This window comes from Microbacterium sp. Y832 (genome assembly GCF_057669765.1).
This window is the reverse complement of record NZ_JBYHFM010000002.1, coordinates 71,963-91,860: the sequence shown is the minus strand read 5'-3', so window position 1 is coordinate 91,860 and position 19,898 is coordinate 71,963. Positions and strand designations below refer to the sequence as shown.

19 protein-coding genes and 1 tRNA gene are annotated in these 19,898 nt (G+C 67.5%); 5 read left to right on the top strand and 15 right to left on the bottom strand.

Going from position 1 to position 19,898, the window contains the following annotated elements; translation table 11 throughout:
• Positions 1 to 56 precede the first annotated feature (56 nt).
• The 3 genes from AC25YV_RS03170 to AC25YV_RS03160 form a co-directional block, all read right to left on the bottom strand.
• Positions 57 to 374: a hypothetical protein gene (locus AC25YV_RS03170; protein WP_488122391.1), complete on the bottom strand. Its 318-nt coding sequence runs from the start codon at positions 372 to 374 to the stop codon at positions 57 to 59.
• 7 nt (positions 375 to 381) lie between these two features.
• Positions 382 to 2,220 (bottom strand): heavy metal translocating P-type ATPase, encoded by a 1,839-nt coding sequence (locus AC25YV_RS03165; protein ID WP_488122864.1) that lies wholly within the window; start codon positions 2,218 to 2,220, stop codon positions 382 to 384.
• Positions 2,221 to 2,474: 254 nt separating this feature from the next.
• Entirely contained in the window at positions 2,475 to 3,125 is a 651-nt protein-coding gene (locus tag AC25YV_RS03160) for a hypothetical protein (RefSeq protein ID WP_488122390.1), read from the bottom strand.
• Between the two features lie 83 nt (positions 3,126 to 3,208).
• Between AC25YV_RS03160 and AC25YV_RS03155 the strand changes: the two genes are divergently transcribed.
• On the top strand, positions 3,209 to 3,628 hold the full coding sequence (locus tag AC25YV_RS03155) for a rhodanese-like domain-containing protein (RefSeq protein WP_488122389.1): 420 nt from the start codon (positions 3,209 to 3,211) through the stop codon (positions 3,626 to 3,628).
• A gap of 86 nt (positions 3,629 to 3,714) precedes the next feature.
• Here the strand turns inward: AC25YV_RS03155 and AC25YV_RS03150 are convergent, their stop codons facing one another.
• The 7 genes from AC25YV_RS03150 to AC25YV_RS03120 are packed head-to-tail and all read right to left on the bottom strand — an operon-like array spanning position 3,715 to position 11,591.
• Positions 3,715 to 4,392, bottom strand: coding sequence for a response regulator (locus tag AC25YV_RS03150; RefSeq protein WP_488122388.1), 678 nt, complete (start codon positions 4,390 to 4,392; stop codon positions 3,715 to 3,717).
• Positions 4,389 to 6,884: a DUF4118 domain-containing protein gene (locus AC25YV_RS03145; protein WP_488122387.1), complete on the bottom strand. Its 2,496-nt coding sequence runs from the start codon at positions 6,882 to 6,884 to the stop codon at positions 4,389 to 4,391. Before AC25YV_RS03145 ends, AC25YV_RS03150 begins: the two co-directional genes overlap by 4 nt.
• An 11-nt stretch (positions 6,885 to 6,895) precedes the next feature.
• Positions 6,896 to 7,504 (bottom strand): potassium-transporting ATPase subunit KdpC, encoded by a 609-nt coding sequence (kdpC, locus tag AC25YV_RS03140; RefSeq protein ID WP_488122386.1) that lies wholly within the window; start codon positions 7,502 to 7,504, stop codon positions 6,896 to 6,898.
• Positions 7,505 to 7,525: 21 nt separating this feature from the next.
• Entirely contained in the window at positions 7,526 to 9,679 is a 2,154-nt protein-coding gene (gene kdpB, locus AC25YV_RS03135; protein ID WP_488122385.1) for a potassium-transporting ATPase subunit KdpB, read from the bottom strand.
• Between the two features lie 3 nt (positions 9,680 to 9,682).
• The gene (gene kdpA, locus AC25YV_RS03130) at positions 9,683 to 11,365 is read right to left on the bottom strand and encodes a potassium-transporting ATPase subunit KdpA (protein ID WP_488122384.1); all 1,683 of its coding nucleotides are present in this window, start codon (positions 11,363 to 11,365) and stop codon (positions 9,683 to 9,685) included.
• Positions 11,365 to 11,454 (bottom strand): potassium-transporting ATPase subunit F, encoded by a 90-nt coding sequence (locus AC25YV_RS03125; protein WP_488122383.1) that lies wholly within the window; start codon positions 11,452 to 11,454, stop codon positions 11,365 to 11,367. The genes kdpA and AC25YV_RS03125 overlap by 1 nt, the downstream gene beginning before the upstream one ends.
• A complete protein-coding gene (locus tag AC25YV_RS03120; RefSeq protein WP_488122382.1) occupies positions 11,451 to 11,591 on the bottom strand; it encodes a hypothetical protein in 141 nt (46 codons plus the stop codon). The genes AC25YV_RS03125 and AC25YV_RS03120 overlap by 4 nt, the downstream gene beginning before the upstream one ends.
• 258 nt (positions 11,592 to 11,849) lie before the next feature.
• Here AC25YV_RS03120 and AC25YV_RS03115 point away from each other — a divergent pair, with 258 nt between their 5' ends.
• Together AC25YV_RS03115 and AC25YV_RS03110 are read left to right on the top strand one after the other, a co-directional pair.
• Complete coding sequence (locus AC25YV_RS03115) at positions 11,850 to 12,374, top strand: hypothetical protein (protein ID WP_488122381.1); 525 nt, start codon at positions 11,850 to 11,852, stop codon at positions 12,372 to 12,374.
• 227 nt (positions 12,375 to 12,601) lie between these two features.
• Positions 12,602 to 13,471: an AlbA family DNA-binding domain-containing protein gene (locus AC25YV_RS03110; RefSeq protein ID WP_488122380.1), complete on the top strand. Its 870-nt coding sequence runs from the start codon at positions 12,602 to 12,604 to the stop codon at positions 13,469 to 13,471.
• Between the two features lie 643 nt (positions 13,472 to 14,114).
• On the opposite strand, the gene AC25YV_RS03105 is transcribed toward AC25YV_RS03110, so the two are convergent.
• On the bottom strand, positions 14,115 to 14,495 hold the full coding sequence (locus tag AC25YV_RS03105; protein WP_488122379.1) for a hypothetical protein: 381 nt from the start codon (positions 14,493 to 14,495) through the stop codon (positions 14,115 to 14,117).
• A 136-nt stretch (positions 14,496 to 14,631) separates the two neighbouring features.
• Here AC25YV_RS03105 and AC25YV_RS03100 point away from each other — a divergent pair, with 136 nt between their 5' ends.
• A complete protein-coding gene (locus tag AC25YV_RS03100) occupies positions 14,632 to 15,699 on the top strand; it encodes a hypothetical protein (protein WP_488122378.1) in 1,068 nt (355 codons plus the stop codon).
• Positions 15,700 to 16,102: 403 nt separating this feature from the next.
• On the opposite strand, the gene AC25YV_RS03095 is transcribed toward AC25YV_RS03100, so the two are convergent.
• From AC25YV_RS03095 to AC25YV_RS03080, 4 genes are all read right to left on the bottom strand, one after another.
• Complete coding sequence (locus AC25YV_RS03095; protein ID WP_488122377.1) at positions 16,103 to 16,342, bottom strand: toxin; 240 nt, start codon at positions 16,340 to 16,342, stop codon at positions 16,103 to 16,105.
• The gene (locus AC25YV_RS03090) at positions 16,339 to 16,602 is read right to left on the bottom strand and encodes a ribbon-helix-helix domain-containing protein (RefSeq protein ID WP_488122376.1); all 264 of its coding nucleotides are present in this window, start codon (positions 16,600 to 16,602) and stop codon (positions 16,339 to 16,341) included. Before AC25YV_RS03090 ends, AC25YV_RS03095 begins: the two co-directional genes overlap by 4 nt.
• Positions 16,603 to 17,161: 559 nt before the next feature.
• A tRNA-Lys gene (locus tag AC25YV_RS03085) sits at positions 17,162 to 17,234 on the bottom strand.
• A 120-nt stretch (positions 17,235 to 17,354) separates the two neighbouring features.
• The gene (locus AC25YV_RS03080) at positions 17,355 to 18,014 is read right to left on the bottom strand and encodes a fasciclin domain-containing protein (RefSeq protein ID WP_488122375.1); all 660 of its coding nucleotides are present in this window, start codon (positions 18,012 to 18,014) and stop codon (positions 17,355 to 17,357) included.
• Between the two features lie 164 nt (positions 18,015 to 18,178).
• On the opposite strand from AC25YV_RS03080, the gene AC25YV_RS03075 reads away from it, so the two are divergent.
• Positions 18,179 to 19,897, top strand: a complete 1,719-nt coding sequence (locus AC25YV_RS03075) for a cytochrome c biogenesis protein CcdA (protein WP_488122374.1) — start codon at positions 18,179 to 18,181, stop codon at positions 19,895 to 19,897.
• Position 19,898 lies beyond the last annotated feature (1 nt).

The window sequence follows — 19,898 nt, the reverse complement described above, 5'->3', positions numbered from 1 at the left end:
GTTCCTTGTCGACGGTCCGAGGAGGGCCCGACGAGGAACCGCGCCGCACGCGGGGGCTATTCGCTGCCGGACTCGATGATCTCGCGCATGACCTCCAGTGAGATCTCGTCGCGCTCGCCGTCAGCCCACTCGTGCACGGTGAACGGCACGCCCAGACCCTGCAGGTAATCGACGGTCTTCTCGAGGCGGGGGACGACGCGGATGTGCTCGCTGCCGAACAGTGCCGCGGTGTAGATGGGCTGACCGTCGCGGATCGCGCGGCGCAGTTCGACGGTCGAGCGTCCGGTGAGGCGGTAGAGCGACTGGAGGACGTCGCTGCCGAAGTCGGGGGTGCCGACGAGGGTGAGCGAGAGCGAGTTCTGGGGGATGTTCACCCTCCCATCACAGCACGTGCTGCGGTGCGACGCGGTCGTCTTTCTGCTGCACCCCCCTGTGCGCGCCGCGCGCTCGGAGCGCCGACACGATCGCGACCAGATCGACGATCTCCTGCAACAGGGCGCCGATCACGGCGGGGAGGACACCGAAGGCGGCCACGATCATCAGGCCGACCGAGATGATGATGCCCATCCAGATCGACTGCAACGCGATGCGCACGGTCCGCTGCGAGACAGAGACGACGTCTGCCACGCGCGCGATCTCGTTCGAGGTGATCACCGCCGCTGCGGACTCGCTCGCGACGGTGGCCCCTCGTCCCGCCACGGCGATACCCACGTCGGCGACGGCCAGCACGGGGGCGTCGTTGATTCCGTCGCCGACCATGAGCACGGGCCGCGGTCGCATGCCCTGGACGATCTCGACCTTGGTCTGCGGGGTCATCTCGGCGTGCACCGTGCTGATGCCGACCGCGTGCGCGACGGCTTCGGCGGTCGCGGCGACATCACCGGTCACCATCGCGATCTCTGTCACGCCGGCGTCGCGAAGACGGGACACGGTGTCGGCGGCGTTGGGGCGGATCGGGTCGGACAGGATGATGACGCCCGCCAGTTTGTTTCCGACCGACACGTAGACGGCGGTCTCGCCGGCATGCAGCGCGGGGCGGACGATCGGCCCGGCGACCTCTTCGATGAACGACGGTTTTCCGACCCGCACCACGGTGCCGTCGGCGAGCGACGCGAGCACGCCGTTCGTCGCCACTTCGTCAGCGTTCGTCACTTCGGGCAGGTCGAGGTGCTGTCGCTTCGCTGCGGCCACGATCGGGTCGGCGAAAACGTGCACGGAGTACTGCTCCGCGGCGGCCGCGAACCGAAGCGTGTCGGTCGCCGTGTGGGCGGCCGGGTGGATATCCACCACGTCGGCGTTGCCTTGCGTCAGAGTGCCGGTCTTGTCGAACGCGGCCGACCGCACTCGCGCGAGCGTCTCGAGGACGCCTCCGTCCTTGATGATGACGTTCAGCTTGGCTGCCGAGCTCATGCCACCCATGAAGGCCACGGGGGCGGCGATGAGCAGCGGACAGGGTGTCGCAACCACGAGCACTTCGGCGAATCGCACGGGGTCACCGCTGACGTACCAGGCGATGCCGGCGATGAGCAGCGAGACGACAGTGAACGGCACGGCGTACCGGTCGGCGAGCCGCACCATCGGCGCGCGGGAATCGACGGCTTCGGCAACCAACCGCACGATCGAGGCGTAGTTCGAATCGGCCGCCGCCCTCTGTGCGCGCATCGTGAAACTGGCGGTGCCGTTCACCGTGCCGGACAGCAAGGAGTCACCCTTGCGATAGCTCACGGGGATCGGCTCACCCGTCACCGACGATTCGTCGATCGTCGCGTGATCTGACAGCAGCACCCCGTCGACGGGGAGGATCTCGGAGGAGCGCACCAGCAGTTCGTCGCCCACCTTGACGTCTTCGACCGCGACACGTTCAACTTCGCCGGTGCGAGGGTCGATTCGGCCGGCGAACGACGGGGCTCGGTTCAGCAGCTGGTCGAGTTCACGGCTCGCCCGGCGCGCGGCCAGGTCTTCGAGCGCTTCGCCTCCGGTGAGCATCAGCGCGATGATGAGACCCGCGACGTACTCCTGCACGGCGAGGGTGGCGATCATGGCGATGACGGCGAGGACGTCGAGCCCCCACCGCCCGCGCATCAGATCTCGGACCATGCCGACCACCGTGATGGCGCTCACTACCCCGAGCACCAGATACGCGGTGACGGCGAGGGGGGTCGTCAGACCGGCTATCCAGAGCACCACCCCGGTCACCAGACCGATCACCACGAAGATCATGAGCTTGCGACTGCGAAGAAACGCCACTGTCGGTGAGGGCACTCGCGGCGACTCTTGGGCATGCGGCGTGGCGGTCTGCGCTGGCACTGCGACGCCCTCAGTCTTTCTTCGTGAGGCGATCCTGTCCGGTCCTGAGGCGAGATCACACCTGAGTCGGTGAGTGGGCGAAACGATACCTCCCCCCGGCCCCGGCGTCCACGCCCGCCGACACAGGGTCGGGCGTTGGGGGCGTTCGGGTGCGGGAGGGATGCGGGTCAGGCCGGGCCGAAGACCTTCACGTCGCCGCTGCGCACACGAGCGGCGATCACGAGCGCGAGGATCCCGAGTCCGAGAGTGCGCGCGAGGAACCCCAGCACGCCGAGGAGCACGGCCACCTCGACAACGCTCTGGGCACCGGCGGGACCGGCGAAAGCGAAGATCAGCTGGGGAAGCACTCCACCGGCGACCGATGCGAGAAGCGCCCACAGCGGCGCCCACCGCCAGGGGGCGGGAACTGTCTCCGCCCGTGCGATCTGAACGACGGCGACCAGCGCCGCGGCGAGTGAGACGAGCAGGTTCACGACGAAGACGGTCGTCAGCACGCTCTCGGCTGCACGGTATGCGTCGAGGCCTGCTTCGAACGTGGCGGCATCCATGGTGGGAAGGAGCGGCTGCGTCGCGTGGACGACGAGCGGCCACAGTGCGACGATCACCAGTGCCGTCATGCCGAGCGGGCGTCGCGCGACGACGCTCGCCCGCTCGGACAGCCCGATCGCGAAAAGCAGCACCGCGGCCGCGAACACCACGTCGAGGGCGATCGCGATGGCTGGACCGGAACCGGGAAGCGCGTACTGCAGCATGCCGATCACCGCGCTGAGCACGAGGCCGACGCCGCCGATCGTCCAGGTCAGCCGCACCGCTCGCATGCTCCGACCCTAGACGTAAGCCCGCTCCCATCTCCCGTCGAATGAGACTTCCGGAGAGAGCGATCTGGCTGTTGCATGGGGGAATGCACACGACGTTCACCGCAGCGGACTTCTTCGCTGCCAAGCTCGCGTTCGAGACCGACCCTTCTGACCTCGCCGCCGAGCGGGCTGGCGGTGGTGCGCCGCTCGTGATCGACGTGCGAAACGAGGCGGCGTGGCGGCAGGGGCGCATCCCCGGAGCCGTTCATATTCCTCACGCCGAACTTCGGGACCGGGTCGGCGACGTCGCTCCGGACAAGGACGCGGCGATCGTCGTGTACTGCTGGGGACCGGGCTGCAACGGCAGCACCCGCGGCGCACTCGTTCTCGCCGAACTCGGCTACACCCACGTCAAGGAGCTGATCGGCGGATTCGAGTACTGGGCTCGCGAAGGGCTTGCCGTCGTGTCGGACACGGGACGGTCTCGCCGGAAACCCGACCCGCTCACCGCCCCCGTCGCCTGAGCTCGATCGCCGGCATCCGCGGCCTGCGGATGGCCTGACGCGCGCAACGGGGGAGGGATGCGCGGATGGAAGGTGCTCTGACGGAGCTAGGCCTCGAGCACGAGCCGGTACCCCATGCCCGACTCGGTGAGCAGATGCTGCGGACGGGCCGGGTCGGCCTCGAGCTTCTTGCGCAGCTGCGCCACATAGAGCCGCAGGTAGCCCGAGTCGCTCACCTGGTCGCTTCCCCAGATCTCCTTCAGCAAGGTCTGACGCGTGACGAGGGCGCCGGGGTTACGCGCGAGAAACTCGAGCATCCGCCATTCGGTGGGGGTCAGGTGCACGCGCGCGCCGTCTCGGGTGACGGTTTTCGAGGCGAGGTCGATCGTGACACCCGCGAACGAGATCACCGACTCGCCGGCGTCGGTCACGGCTCGCCGCGTCAGTGCGCGCAGCCGTGCCAGGAGCTCGTCGATCTGGAACGGCTTGGTCACGTAGTCGTCGGCTCCGGCATCCAAAGCCTCGACCTTGTCCGCCGAGCCGGTGCGGCCCGACACGACGATGATCGGCGCCGAGGTCCACCCCCGCAGCGCTTCGATCACCTGCACGCCCTCCAGCCGCGGCATCCCGAGATCGAGGAGCACGATGTCGGGGTGGGACTGCGCGGCGAGGGTCACGGCTGCGGCGCCGTCGTGCGCGGCGATCACGTCGTATCCGTGCGCTGACAGGGTGATGCGCAGGGCGCGGACGAGTTGCGGATCGTCGTCGGCGACGAGGATCTTCACGATTCCGCCGAGGGGAGCTCGATCACCATGGTCAGTCCTCCGCCCGGGGTGTTCTCAGGAGTGAGGGTGCCCCCCATCCCCTCGGTGAACCCCTTCGACAATGCCAGGCCCAAACCGAGCCCGGCGGCGTTGTCGGTGTCGCCGAGCCTCTGGAACGGCGCGAACACGTCGTCGCGACGGTCTTCGGGGATGCCGGCACCGTGGTCGATCACGCGCAGCTGCGCCGTGGACCCCCAGCGGCTGCTCGTGATGCGAACGCTGGTGCCCGGAGGGGCATAGCGTTCGGCGTTGGCCAGGACGTTCACAAGCACACGTTGCAGCAACACCGGGTCGGCCACGAGCGGGGGGAGAGCAGGATCCAGGGCCAGGTCGACGTCCTCCGGGCCGAGGTGGAGTTCCTCGATCGAGGCGAGAACGACGTCGGCGGCATCCACGGGGCGCAGCGACACCGCCAGCACGCCGGCCTGCACGCGGCTGACGTCGAGCAGATCGGTCACGAGGGCCGACAACGTCGCCAGGCTCTCGTGCGCCGTTTCGAGCAGCTCGCGTCGGTCCGAGGCCGAGAGGTCGTCGCCCGTCTCTCGCAGGCCGCCGATCGCGGCAACCGCGGCGGCGAGCGGGCCACGCAGGTCGTGACTGACTGCGGACAGCAGCGCGCTGCGCACCTGGTCGGTCTCGGCGAGGACTCCCGCTTCACGGGCCGTCTCGGTGAGTTCGGCGCGCTCGAGCGCCCCTCCGAGCTGAGCGACGATGACATCAAGTAGACGGCGCTCGGATGCATCCAAGGTGCCACCGTGCAGTTCGAGCGTCGCGCGGGGGGACGCGTCGCCGCCGATCGGCACCGCGATGAACTGATTGTCAGGCACCGGCTCTCCGTCGGTGACGAGCACCGCACCGTCGGCATCCAGCAGTCTCACGCCGCTCAGGCCGAACGCCTCGCGTGTGCGGCTGAGCAGAGCAGGCACGGCGCTCTCACCGCGCAGAACGCTTCCGGCGACCGAGGCCAAAAGCTCGGCCTCGGCCGTCGCGCGGTGGGCCTTGCGGGCACGGCGTGCCGCCTGATCGACGATGTAGCTGACGAGCATCGCGATGATCACGTACAGGCACAGGGCCCACAGGTGCAGGGGATCACTGACCGTCACGGTGAGCTGGGGGGCGACGAAGAGGAAGTCGAGGGTGAGCCCCGACAGCACGGCGGCGAACAGCGCGGGCCAGATGCCGCCGACGAGCGCCACGATCACCACGACGAGCTGGTAGGCCAGGACGTCCGAAGTGATCGACTCGGGCGTGCGGAACAGGTACAGCAGCCAGGTGAGCAGCGGCACGCCGACGAGGGCGACGACGAAACCCAGCACGACTCGCCGACGACTCAGGGCGCCGCCGGTCACGCGCGGGAGCACGAAGCGACCGCCCGCCGCGGCGTGCGTCACGATGTGCACGTCGATGTCGCCCGATTCGCGGATGACGGTCGCGCCGATCCCCGGCCCGGCGAGGGCGCCCAGGAGCCTTCCGCGCCGGCTCACGCCGATGACGAGCTGCGTCGCGTCGACGGACCGGGCGAACTCGACGAGTGAGCGGGGGATGTCGTCGCCGACGACCTGGTGATACGTGCCGCCCAGGGCCTCGACGAGAGCGCGCTGCTCGGCGAGTGTGCTCGGCGTCGCAGCGCGCAAGCCGTCCTGGCTCGACACGTGCACCGCCAGCAGCTCGCCGCCGGCCGAGCGTGCGGCGATGCGCGCCCCCCGACGGACGAGCGTCTCGCCTTCTGCGCCGCCGGTGAGGGCGACCACGACCCGTTCGCGTGCCTGCCAGGCGCCGCGGATGCCGTGGTCCGCGCGGTACGAGCGCAGCGCGCTGTCGACCTCGTCGGCGAGCCAGAGCAGCGCGAGTTCACGCAGGGCCGTGAGGTTGCCCAGCCGGAAGTAGTTCGACAGTGCCGCATCGATCCGCTCCGCCGGATACACGACACCTGCCGAGAGACGGTCGCGCAGCGACTGCGGCGCCAGGTCGACGACTTCGATCTGATCTGCCGCCCGGATCACGGCATCCGGCACCGTTTCGCGCTGCGCGATCCCGGTGATCTGCTCGACGACGTCGTTGAGCGATTCGATGTGCTGCACGTTGACGGTCGTGATGACGTCGATGCCGGCATCCAATATCTCCTGCACGTCCTGCCAGCGCTTCTCATTGCGGGAACCCGGCGCATTGGTGTGCGCGAGCTCGTCGACGAGCGCGACGCGGGGCGACCTCTCGAGGACGGCCTCGAGGTCCATCTCGGTCAGTTCGACCCCGCGATGGGCCACGACATGGCGGGGGAGGACCGGAAGGCCCTCGACGAGCGCGGCCGTCGCCGCCCGCCCGTGGGTTTCGACGATCGCGACGATCACGTCTTCTCCCTCGAGGAGGAGCCGCCGCCCCTCCTCGAGCATCTCGTAGGTCTTGCCGACGCCGGGCGCGGCGCCGAGCAGCACCCGCAGCCGTCCCCGCTTCATCCTCGGCCCCTTCAGTCCAGCGCGTTCAGCGCCAGGTTCAGCTCCAACACGTTCACGCGCGGCTCCCCGAGGAAGCCGAGGTCGCGTGACTGGATCCTAGACCTCACCAGCGCGCTGACCTCGTCCTCTGACAAGCCCCGCGCCGCGGCGACGCGCGGCACTTGCAGCAGCGCGTACGACGGGCTGATGTGCGGGTCGAGGCCCGACGCCGACGCCGTGAGGGCATCGGCTGGGATGGCGGACTCGTCGACGCCCTCGCGGACGGCGATCGCGACTTTGCGCTCCTCGATCGCGGCGATCAGCTCGGGGTTCTCCGGTCCCCAGTTCGATCCGCCCGACGCGCTGCCGTCATAGCCGTTCCCGGCGGCTGAGGGCCGCGACTGGAAGTACTCGGCGAGCGCCTCGCCGTCCGCGCCGGTGAACGACTGACCGATGAGCGCGCTGCCGACGATGCCGCCCGAGGGGCCGTGCGCGGCCGAACCGTTCGCCTGCCACGGCAGAGCGAGCTGGCCGATGCCCGTGATGAGGGCGGTGTAGCCGATGCCGAGCACCAGCGTGAAGACGAGCAAGGCGCGGAGGGCGACTTCGGCCGTTCGCAGGGTGGTGCGGGCGGTGGACATGCTCGAAACCTCCTCGAGGGATCAGAAACCAGGGATGGTGCTCACGACGATGTCGATGAGCTTGATGCCGATGAACGGCGCGACGATGCCGCCGAGCCCGTAGATCGCGAGGTTGCGGCTCAGGGTCTGCGATGCGCTCGCCGGTCGGTACCTGACGCCACGGAGCGCGAGGGGGATCAGGAACACGATCACGATCGCGTTGAACACGACGGCGCTGGTGACGGCCGAAGCGGGCGAGCTCAGGTGCATCACATTCAGCACCGCGAGTCCGGGGAACACGCTCACGAACATCGCGGGGATGATCGCGAAGTACTTCGCGATGTCGTTCGCGAGTGAGAACGTCGTCAGGGCTCCGCGGGTGACGAGCAGCTGCTTTCCGATTCGCACGATTTCGATGAGCTTCGTCGGGTCGCTGTCGAGGTCGACCATGTTGCCTGCCTCTTTCGCGGCGGACGTGCCGGTGTTCATCGCGACTCCGACGTCGGCCTGCGCGAGTGCCGGTGCGTCGTTCGTGCCGTCGCCGGTCATCGCGACCAGGCTGCCGCCCTCCTGCTCCCGCTTGATGAGTGCGAGCTTGTCTTCTGGAGTGGCCTCGGCGAGGTAGTCGTCGACGCCGGCCTCGGTCGCGATCGCGGCGGCGGTGAGCGGGTTGTCGCCCGTGATCATCACGGTGCGGATGCCCATCGACCGCAGCTGCGCGAAGCGCTCGCGCAGGCCGTCTTTGACGATGTCCTTCAGATGGATGACGCCGAGCACTGCGCCGCCGTCCGCATCACGCGTGGCGACGACCAGGGGCGTGCCGCCGGACTGCGCGATGGCGTCCGTCTCGTCTGACAGCAGCGATCGCGTGCTCGCGGCGACCGGAGCACCGGATGCCTCCAGCCACGCGAGCACAGCGGATCCTGCGCCTTTTCGGATCTGTGAGCCGTCCGGCAGATCGACGCCGCTCATCCGCGTCTGCGCCGTGAACGGCATGATGACCGCACCCGCCGGGTATTGCACCTGGATGCCGCGCGCTGCCGCCAACTCGACGATCGAGACACCTTCCGGAGTGGGGTCGGCCAGCGACGACAGCGCCGCCGCGCGAGCGAGCACGTCGTCGCCGACGCCGACCATCCCGACGAAGCCCGACGCCCGACGATTTCCGTACGTGATGGTTCCCGTCTTGTCGAGAAGCAGCGTCGTCACGTCGCCTGCCGCTTCGACCGCGCGCCCTGACGTGGCCAGCACGTTGCGCTGCACCAGGCGGTCCATGCCGGCGATGCCGATCGCCGAGAGAAGGGCGCCGATCGTCGTGGGGATGAGGCAGACGAGAAGAGCCACGAGCACGGGGATCGAGACGGGGGATGCCGCGTACGAGGCGATCGGGTTGAGGGTGAGCACGACGATGACGAACACGATCGACAGGCTCGCCAGAAGGACATTGAGGGCGACCTCGTTCGGCGTGCGCTGACGCGCAGCTCCCTCGACGAGCGCGATCATCCGATCGACGAACGTCTCGCCGGGCGTCGAGGTGATCTGCACGACGATGCGGTCCGAGAGCACGCGCGTGCCACCGGTGACAGCCGAGCGGTCGCCGCCGGATTCACGCACGACCGGGGCGGACTCGCCCGTGATCGCCGACTCGTCGACGCTGGCGATCCCGTGCACGATGTCGCCGTCGCCCGGGATCAGCTCTCCTGCCGTCACGATCACGACGTCGCCGAGCTTCAGCTCGGACGACGGGACCGCGACATGGTCGACTCGGTCGGCCGCGGCATCCGTTGAGGGGTCGTACGAGGTGACCCGGCGCGCCATCGTGCTCGTGCGGGTTCTGCGAAGTGACGCGGCCTGCGCCTTTCCGCGGCCCTCGGCGACGGACTCGGCGATGTTCGCGAAGAGAACCGTCAGCCACAGCCAGACGGCGATGCCCCACGTGAAGCCGAGGGGGACCGGGGTGCCGCCGGAGTCCTCGGGCCCGCCGAGGAACGGTTCGGCGATGGCGATCGCCGTCGTCAGGGACGCGCCGACCCACACGAGGAGCATCACGGGATTGGACCACAGGGCCGCGGGATTCAGCTTGCGGAAGGCGCCGGGGATCGCCGGCACGAGCTGGGACCAGCCGAACGAGCGCGCTGCCTTCTTCGAAGGCGGCGTGACCGTGCCCGGGGCGGGGGTGAGAGTGGGAGCGGACATGCGTCAGACAAGCCCTTCCGCCAGGGGACCCAGCGTCAGAAACGGAAAGTAGGTGAGGGCGGTGATGACGACCGCGACGACGGCGAGGAGGCCGACGAACTCGGGGCGGTGGGTCGGAAGCGTGCCGCTCGTCGATGGGGTGGCGCCCAGCTCGGCCAGCGAACCCGCGAGGGCGAGCACGAGCACGATCGGGATGAACCGGCCGAGCAGCATCGCGACGCCGAGCGCCACATTCAGCCATGGCGTGTTCGCGGTGAGCCCCGCGAACGCCGAACCGTTGTTGTTCGACGCCGACGTGAAGGCGTAGAGCACTTCGCTCAGGCCGTGCACGCCCGGGTTCCAGATCGATGTGGACTCCATGTCGGCCCGGACACCCGGGATGGCGAAGCTCAGTGCCGTGCCGACGAGCACGAGGACCGGCGTGACCAGGATGTACAGGCTCGCGAGCTTGATCTGTGTGGGGCCGATCCTTTTGCCGAGGTACTCGGGTGTGCGGCCGACGAGCAGACCGCCCACGAACACCGCGATGACAGCGAGCACCAGCATCCCGTAGAGACCCGAGCCGGCGCCGCCGGGGGCGATCTCGCCGAGCATCATGTTGATCATCGGGATCATCCCGCCGAGCGCGGTATAGGAGTCGTGCATCGAGTTGACCGCACCTGTCGAGGTCAGCGTGGTGGCACCGGCGAAGAGGGTCGAGCCGAAGATGCCGAACCGCACCTCCTTGCCCTCCATGGCGCCACCCGCCAGCTGGGGGGCCGTGCCCAGGCCGAGGGATTCGAGCCAGGTGACGGCCGTGATCGACACGACCGCGATCGAAGCCATCACGGCCAGGATCGCGTAGCCCTGGCGGTTGTCGCCGACCATGCGGCCGAAGGCGCGAGGCATCGCTGCGGGGATCGCCAGCAGCATGAGGATCTCGAGCACGCTGGTCCAGGGGGTCGGGTTCTCGAAGGGGTGGGCGGAGTTGGCGTTGAAGAAGCCACCGCCGTTGGTGCCGAGTTCTTTGATCGCCTCCTGCGAGGCGACCGGCCCGCCCGGGAGCACTTGCGTGCCGCCGGTGATCGTGCCGACCTCGGTGAAGCCGTTGAAGTTCTGGACCACCCCGGCGATCATGAGCGCGCTCGCGGCGACGATCGACAGGGGAAGCAGCAGCCGAGTGATGCCGCGCACGAGGTCGACCCAGAAGTTGCCGATCGTCGACGAACCGCGCGGGGCGAACCCACGAACAAGGGCGACTGCGACCGCGATGCCGACCGCCGCCGACACGAAGTTCTGGACCGTGAGACCTGCCAGTTGCACCGTGTACCCGAGGGTCAGCTCAGGGGAGTAGGACTGCCAGTTGGTATTGGTGACGAACGAGACGGCGGTGTTGAACGCAAGCCCCTCGGATACCGCCGGCAGTCCGAGCGAGTAGGGCAGTACGGCCTGGAAACGTTGGAGCGCGTAGACGAACAGCACGCCCATCGCTGAGAAGACGAGCACGCCGCGGGCGTACGCCTGCCAGGTCTGTTCTGCGCGCGAATCGACTCCGATCACTCGGTAGACGACGCGTTCGACCCGCCAGTCTTTCTCCGAGGAGTAGACACGGGCGATCCAGTCGCCGAGCGGGCGATACAGGAGCGCGAGGACAAGCAGCACGGTCGCCGCCTGCAGGACGCCGGACCAGATCGTCGCGGCGTCCATCAGGATTTCTCAGATCGCACGGGGGCGACCACGAGGTACGCGACGGCGGCGACACCGAGGGCGGCGGCGATGATCGAGAAGACCATCATCTCTGCCCCGCTCCATCCGCAGCGTCGCGGCGACTCGAGCTTCGGTTGCTCTGCCCGATCTTCTCAGCCCCCTTGGCGATCATCCCGACCACCGCGAAGAGCGCGACGACCGTGGCGAGGTAGATGACATCCAGCACGGGGACTCCCGGGGTTCCGCATCAGCGAATCGGACGACCGTGAGACGAGTGCCGCACGGGTGCCTTACGGCACGCATGCGATACAACACCTGCTGCTTGACCGGCAGTGCTTTCCCTACGGAATCCATACGGGCGAGCGCGCTTCACTTACGACTTCCTCGCGGCGAGGCCCCGTCAGGGCGGCGGATGCCCCGAGCGCAGCGGATCCGGGTGGGTGCACGCCGTCGTCTCGTCGCCTGCCGTCCGTAGGATGCCAGCATGGCAACCGGTCGTGCGTGGTTCGGTCTGGCGATGACGTGTGTGGTCGTGCTGCTGGCGGGGTGCGCGAGCACGGATGCGGTCAGGGACCTCAACACCACGTCGCGGTCTCCTACCTCTGCGTGCGCGGTTGCGGAGCAGCCCGGCGTGCAACCGCCAGCGGGCTGCATCACATACGACACGGATGCCAACCGGGCCTCCAACGAGCTGTATCGCCAGAGGATGCCTCAGCCGGAAGCGGGGCAGGCGGCTGCAGCGGCGCTCATCGGCCCGGTTACCGACGCGCTCACGGCCCTGCGCGTCTCGGGTGCGCCGATTACCGATGAGGCGGTGCGAACGGCGTTGACGAGCGCCGGCGTTCGCGAAGACGCCATTCAGACAGATGGTCGAACCGGCTCGATCGCTTACGGCGCCGCCGTCGACGGCGGCGGATGCGTCTTCGGGGGAGTGACGGTCGAGACGGTGTCGTCAGAGGCGGGCGGGTTCATCATGGACGGCGGCTGCCTCGCCATGAGTGGCCACTGAGCCATCGTTCAGTCATCGAGCGCCGCTACTGCGCTCGCACCCCGCACGCGGAGCCGCCGCCCGCGACGGGCGCGTGCCTCCTTGAGGGTTCGAGCGCGGTAATCGCGGTGAGCACAGCCGTGGGTATCGAGGTGTGCGCGACGCTACGGGTACGGGCAAGAGTCAGCGTCTGGTTGGGCCTAGGTTGAATGGGAAGTCCTGTTGCGCGCTAGGAGATGAAGCTGACGATGAATGGGGACATCCTCTCTCGGGTGCCGCTGTGGGTGGTCGGCGTAGCGATCTTGGTCGCACTGCTCCTCGCATGGGCGTTTTCGGGTGCCGCGCGTCTGCTCTTGCGCGGTCGTGCACGGCTGCGTTGGTCGACGGCTATCGTGCTGTCGATCATCGGGATCGTCGCTGGGCTCCTGCTCGCCGACCTGGTCGCACCGGATCCGCACCTCGGCAGTCCGCTCACGCTGCTGATCCCAATGTGCGTGTCGATTCTGTTCGTCGCGGGCTATGGGGCGGCAGCCGCGCATTTGCAGAAGCCGGTGCGTGCCACGGTGACCGAGCTGCTCACGGCAGGGGAGTCGGGAACCGTCGAGTTCAAGTCAACGGCCCGTGTCAATCTCCGCACCGGTCAGAAGGACGAGCGGATGGAGCACGTGGTCGCCAAGACGGCGGCGGCGTTCCTCAACGCCGACGGTGGGGTGCTGCTCATCGGTGTCGACGACCATGGAACGGCTCTCGGGCTGGACTCCGATCTGGCGACTCTGAAGACCCCGGATGTTGATCGGTTCGAGTTGTGGCTGCGCGATCTGATCACAACGTCGCTCGGTACGGCGGCTGCCGCGCTCGTCGAGGTCGACTTCGCGGAGATCGACGGCGAGCCTGCCCGCACCGTCTGTCGGGTGCAGATGGCTGCGTCGCCGTCGCCGGTGTATCTGCGGGCCGGCAGGAACGCCCTGCCTGAACTGTGGGTCCGCCTAGGGAACTCCACCCGCCAGCTGACTGTGGATGATGCTGCGGCGTACGTCATGCAACGCTGGCCGCTCGGACTCGGCGCGAGCGCCGCCGCTCAGGTGCGCGCTGCGGTTCGCTTCTCCGGGAACAGGTGAGGGCACCACGGGTGAGGCTCGGACCGTACGTGGAACTCGAAGGATCTCGGCCTCCAGCTCGCTACTGAGCGCACCGAACTCCTGACTTGTGGGCTCCGTAGCCGTGCCTGGTGCGCCGACGCTCGAGCTATTGATCGCTGGTCACGACGGAACCGCGCGATCGCCGGTCGCGCGCCGCGCGGCGGATCGGCGTTGCTCATTCGCCCGAGCGCTCGTCAAGCTCCTTCAGCCTTTTCAGCTTCGTCCACGGCACGAATATGATCCAGGCGATCGACGCGATCGAAGCGCCCATCAGCATCGACGCGACGTCCATACCCGCTCTATCTCGTGCTGGGCATACTCGGTCTAGCTGGGGGCATTGCCCAGATCGCGATCGGACCCGAGGCGTAGATCGGATGGGCTATTTCGGCCGTGTGGCTGGGCTTCATCGGCATCGGAGTGATGTCGCTCGTTCGCTACCGTCGGCAACTCGCCGCGTTTGAATCGGCTAATGGCCCGGGCGCCGGAGAGCAGTAGTACTGCGACCTCAGGGGTACCGCTCTCGAAGTGGCGAACTAGCTCGCATGACGGTCCATGAGCGCGACAGGTGCAGTCGCGTAACCGGATCCCGTGCAAGGCCCGGAGTGGGGACGCTGCGTAGGTGCTAGGGGTTCCCGCCGGACAACCCCGACCAGGCAAGGGCTGGAATCCACGCGACCAGCACGTACGCGATGACTGTTATCGCCAGCAGCAGAAGAACCGCCACGAAGCTGACAAATCGAGAGATTCGTGGCCGAACGAGGGTCATCGCGATGGAAAGAACTGCGATCGCCATGATCGCGAGCGTGGGAAGAAAGGCGGCCTGGATGCGCTGAGACGGGAAGCAGTTGCGCGGGCCCGGCAGAGAGAGCGCGCAGGCTTCTGGGCCAAACGGAACAGCGATCAGCCAAATGACCGCGGCGGAGGCAAGAGCGGTGAGTCCGATGGTTGCGACTGCCGGCCACGAAACCACGCGTGCGGTCAGGACACCCGGTTCCTTGGTCACAGCTTGAGCGTAGCGGCCGCGACGAGCCTAGTCGCCGCTGCCCGCGAGCCGGTCGCTGATCGCTCGGATGTCAGCTCTCATGCAGGCGACCATGTCGATGCCTGCATACGACGGCTACCTCACGCACAATGTGAGGATGTCGGAACCCACGCCGGAGGTTGCATCGCCCCACGCGGAGTTCTTGACCGACCGCACCCAACGGTTTGGGGACGAATACTGCTTCTTGTGCGGGCAGCACGTCCCGGTCGGCTCAGCAGATCGCACCCGTGAGCACGTATTTCCGAGGTGGCTGCTCCGTGCACTCGACCTGTGGGATGCATCCGTCAATCAGATCGACGGCCGTCCCCTCCGCTACCGCCAACTCACGGTCCCGTGCTGTTCGGTGTGCAACGGCGTGGACTTAAGTGAGATCGAGAGCCGCGTCAAGGTCGCATTCGACGCGGGTCCGGATGCGTTTAGGTCACTCGATCGCCGAGACCTCTTCTTGTGGTTGGGCAAGATCTACTATGGGCTGGTCTACAAGGAGAGTCTGCAGCCGTTGTACGTGCGCGAGGCTGAGGGCCGAAGGCGCGTTCCTGCCGAGCACCTGAAGAGCGTGGCGTTTCATCACTTCTTGCTGCAGGCGGCTTCTGGCGCCGTTCGATGGGAGCCAGCGTTTCCCGGGCCGGCGACATTCCATTTCTTCGAGTGTCTGGATAGCGATCAGCCACGCAGGCGGTTCGACTATATGGACGACCTATTTGTCCCGATGCTGGGGATCCGTATGGGCCGTATCGGCGTAATCGCAGTTCTGCAGGACTGGGGTCGGTCCGAGGGAGTGCAGCAACCTCACATCGCGGCGGCGAGGAGCTTTGCGCTCCACCCGACGCAGTTTCGCGAGGCATATGCGCGACTCGCCTACATGACCGCATCGTCGTGGCGCAACCTCTCACACGCGTTAGTGGCCCGAGATGGCGTCGCGACGGTCATTACGGGATCCCCTGGTGGCTTCGATGGAAGGTGGGAATGGAGGGACTTCGCGCCGCGTCTGGCGGCCGCCTGGGGCGTATCTGTCGAGGCGATCTTTGACGGCGAGACCGGAATGTCGACCATCGGCGGTGGCCAGTCAGCTCCAATACCTGTTGAGTCAATGGACGTGGCGTTTGTGGCGGCGTTCTCCGGACAGCCACTCTGGCCGCACTCCGATATCCCTGTTAGCGCGTGAGCAGCGAGCCGAACTAGTACTACTTCCCGCGTGACCTTCGGGGGTCCTTGACCGCTCGGGTTGAGTTCAGAGGCAGCGTTATCGTCGTCTCATGACCTCTCGCAGGCGCGGCATCTTGTTCATTTTTCTCGCGTCCGTTGCGTTCTTGGCAGGGGCATATTGCTGGCTCGTTCCGGACGACTTCTGGTGGCGACTCGCAGGAGTGGTTCTGGTCCCGATCTCCGTCCCTGCGTTCATTACGGGAGGGCGCCGGCTCAAGCGAGCAGACCCACCGAAAGCCGCGGGTCGAGATGATGCTGACAGGGATAGCAAACTTTGATGCTCAGTTCCCCGTGAGGCGTCGCGCGTCGGCCCGGTAGCGGGTCCCTCACCGCACGCGGATCTGGGCTGATGTCGATCGTCTCTACGGGAGCAGATCCAGCATCTGGGGCCGGGCTTTCATCGCGTGAATCACGAGTTCGTTGCCGCTGTCGAAGACGAGCACGACGAGCTCAAGAAACCGTCCTTGCGTGTCGAAGCCGAGCCGGAGTTGACGGGCAGGTGAGTCTTCGTCGAGGTCGTCGATCCACAGCGGCCACGACGCCGCCCGGATGATGTCCTCCGTTGCGATGCCATGCTTGAGAGCGGAGTCGTGGACCTTCACGCGGCGTACGCGGCGAGTGCTTCGCGGATGAGCTCCGAGCGGGACTTGTGCTCGCGTTCAGCGCGAGCATCGAGAGCGGCGAGCTCGTCGGCGGTGAGTCGGAGCGCGACGACCTGAGCGGGCTCTGCTCCTCGGCCGGGTCGTCCGCGTCCTCGCCGTTTGAGAACCTCGACGTCGTAGCCGGTCTCAGCCTCGGCCGCCCACGCCGCGATCTGCTCCTCCGTCACTGGAGCCCCGTTGATCGTCTCTTCGCCACCCATAGCGGAATCGTATTACGAAATTACGATCGGGTCTACCGCTGCACACGCGCCGGTCGTTCACCGAACTATAGCGATGGCTGGCGAGGGTCGGGATTGAGGACCTCAAAGGAGCGCCCCGGAGCTTAGATCCGATATTCCGCGGAAATGCTCGCAAGACCCGCTCAATAAAATGCCCACCCGCCCTCCGCTTTCCGAACGCTCACGATATCCCTGGCGAGCCCCTCAGACGAGAAGGAAGACGATGCACGCAGGCACTTTGAGTGGACTGGCTCGCGATCGTTGCTATAGGTGCGATCTGGCGTCAACATGGTTGCTTGGCTCGGAGCAGGCATTCGAGGGGTGAAACTCCCGCGCAAGACGTCCGGCAGCGCGCGTACCTCGACCACGCCCAGGGCGGCGCTGGTGCGTGACAACAACGCGTGACAACAACGGGGAGCCTTCCTTCCGCGCTATGACACCGCGTTCAGGTGTTGTCAAAGTGTTGTCACGAGGCGTCTCGGTGACAAAAGAGAGGGCTCCGATCCCCGTAATTACTTGGTTCGAAGCCGCTCATACACGGTGGGCCCCGTGGGGCTCGAACCCACGACCCGCGGATTAAAAGTCCGATGCTCTACCGACTGAGCTAGAGGCCCGCAGCCTCCAGCCTACTTCGCCCGAGCACCCGCGCGCGCACGACAAAGCCGCCGGCGAGGACTCTCCAAAGCACACCGGCGGCTTCATCGCCCGACCGCGCCCACGCGGCCGGATGCTTGTTACTCGGCGGGCGGCATCAGCACCGTGTCGATGAGGTAGACCGTCGCGTTCGCGGTCTGCACGCCGCCGCAGATGACGCCGGCGTCGTTGACCATCCACATGTCACCCTCGCCGGTCACCTCGACGTCTTCGCCCTGCACGGTGGTGTGCGTGCCGGCGATGTCGGCGGGCTCGATCTGGCCGGGCACCACGTGGTACGTGAGGATCGACGTGAGCAGGTCGGAGTCGGTCTTGAGGGTCTCGATCGTCGCCGCGTCGATCTTGGCGAATGCGTCGTCCACCGGAGCGAAGACGGTGAACTCGTCTCCGTTGAGCGTGTCGACGAGGTTGACGTCGGGGTTGAGCTCGCCGCTGACGGCCGAGACGAGGGTCGTCAGCATCGGGTTGTTGGATGCCGCCACCGCGACCGGGTCCATCGACATGCCTTCGATCGAGCCATCGCCCGTGGGCACGGCTTCGGCGTAGTCGGCGCAGCCGGCGCCTACGAGGTTGGCGGCGGGGTCCATCTCCATCGCCGGCGCGGATTCCTCCATCGTGGGCGTCGACATCTCTTCGGTCGGTTCGGCCGTGTCGCCGCCCATCGCACAACCCGACAGGGCGATCGCCGCACCGAACGCGAACGCGAGGCCCGCCGAGATCTTCTTCTTGCTGCTGAGCATGACATCCTCCATGTGTCTGATCTCGCCGCCGGTAGGCGACGTATATGAACTGTTCGCAGCCCTGCGCTCATCGGATCGGAAAAAGATTCAGACCCGTCGCGTCGGCGAACTCAGCCAATCCGAAAGAGCGATGCGTGCGAACAATCCCCGAACAGGGGAGGCGCATGTCGCTCATCATCATCGGTCTGCTCGGCGGACTCATCACGGGGATCTCACCGTGCATCCTGCCGGTGCTGCCGGTCATCTTTCTCACGGGCGGCGCCCAGTCGGCCCGCTTCGAGGATGAACCCGCACCGGCCTCGCGCTGGCGGCCGTATCTTGTGATCGCAGGGCTCATCACGAGCTTCACGCTCGTCACCCTCGTCGGCTCGCTCATCCTCGGCGCCCTGGGTCTGCCGCAAGACGTGCTGCGCTGGGTCGGCATCGCCGCCCTCGTGCTGATCGGCACGGGCCTGCTCGTTCCGCGCGTCGAGCAGCTGCTCGAAAAGCCCTTCCAGAAGCTCGCGCGTCGCACCGAGGTGCGCAACCGCGGCAACGGCTACGGCGTCGGGCTCGCCCTCGGCGCCGTCTTCGTGCCCTGCGCGGGCCCCGTGCTCGCGGCCATCATCGTCGCCGGATCGACGGGACGCATCGGCTTCGACACCGTGGCCCTGACGGTCTCGTTCGCGATCGGCGTGGCCGTGCCGCTGCTGTTCTTCGCGCTCGCCGGGCGCGGCCTCATCGAACGCATCCGCGCGTTCCGCTCGCGTGAGCGCGGCTTGCGGATCGCCGCTGGCGTCGCGATGCTGGCGCTCGCCGTCGGACTCGTCTTCAACGTGCCGCAGCTGCTGCAGCGGCTCGTGCCCGACTACACCGCCGGCATCCAGCGAGAGCTCACCGACAACCCCGACGCGCGGCGCGCTCTCGACCTCGGCGGCCTCGTCACCGACGAGAACAAAGACCTCGACCAGTGCTCGAACGGCGCGACCGAACTGGAGTCGTGCGGCACGGCCCCCGGCATCCGGGGGATCGAGACGTGGCTCAACACACCCGACGGTGCAGCGATCGACCTCGACGACCTGCGGGGAGAGGTCGTGCTGATCGACTTCTGGGCGTACTCGTGCATCAACTGCCAGCGCAGCATTCCGCATGTCGTCGCGTGGGACGACGCGTATCGCGATGCGGGCCTGCGGGTCATCGGCATCCACTCGCCCGAGTATGCGTTCGAGAAGGATGCCGCCAACGTCGCCGCAGGCGCCGAGGATTTCGGCATCACCTATCCCGTCGGTCTCGACAACGATCTGGCGACCTGGACCAACTACCGCAACCGGTACTGGCCCGCGCACTACCTGATCGACGCCGAGGGCACAGTGCGCCACATCGCGTTCGGCGAGGGCAACTACGCCGCGACCGAGCAACTCATCCGCGAGTTGCTGACCCAGGCTGATCCCGGAGCCGAGCTGCCGCCCTCGACCGACGTCGAGGATGCGACGCCGCAGAGCGGCGCGCTGACCCGCGAGACGTTCCTCGGCTCGTCGAAGGACGTCAACTTCGCCGGACCCGGGCCCTACCGTGCAGGGGAGAACACCTTCGGTCTGCCCGACGCGCAACCGGCCGACTCGTTCGCCCTCGACGGCGACTGGCGCATCGAGACGCAGTACGCGACTCCCGCGACGGCGTCGGGCGGCGGCATCCGTCTGGACTTCCGTGCGCGCGACGTGCGGATGGTGCTCGCCGGCGAGGGTGAGGTGCGCGTGCGTCTCGACGGCGGGGCGACCCGCGTGGTCGAGGTTTCGGGCACGCCGAGGTCGTATGCGGTGGTCGACGGCGCCGATGGAGGGCGCGCGGTGCTCGAGCTCGAGGTGTCGCCGGGCGTCGAGGCCTACTCCTTCACGTTCGGGTGAC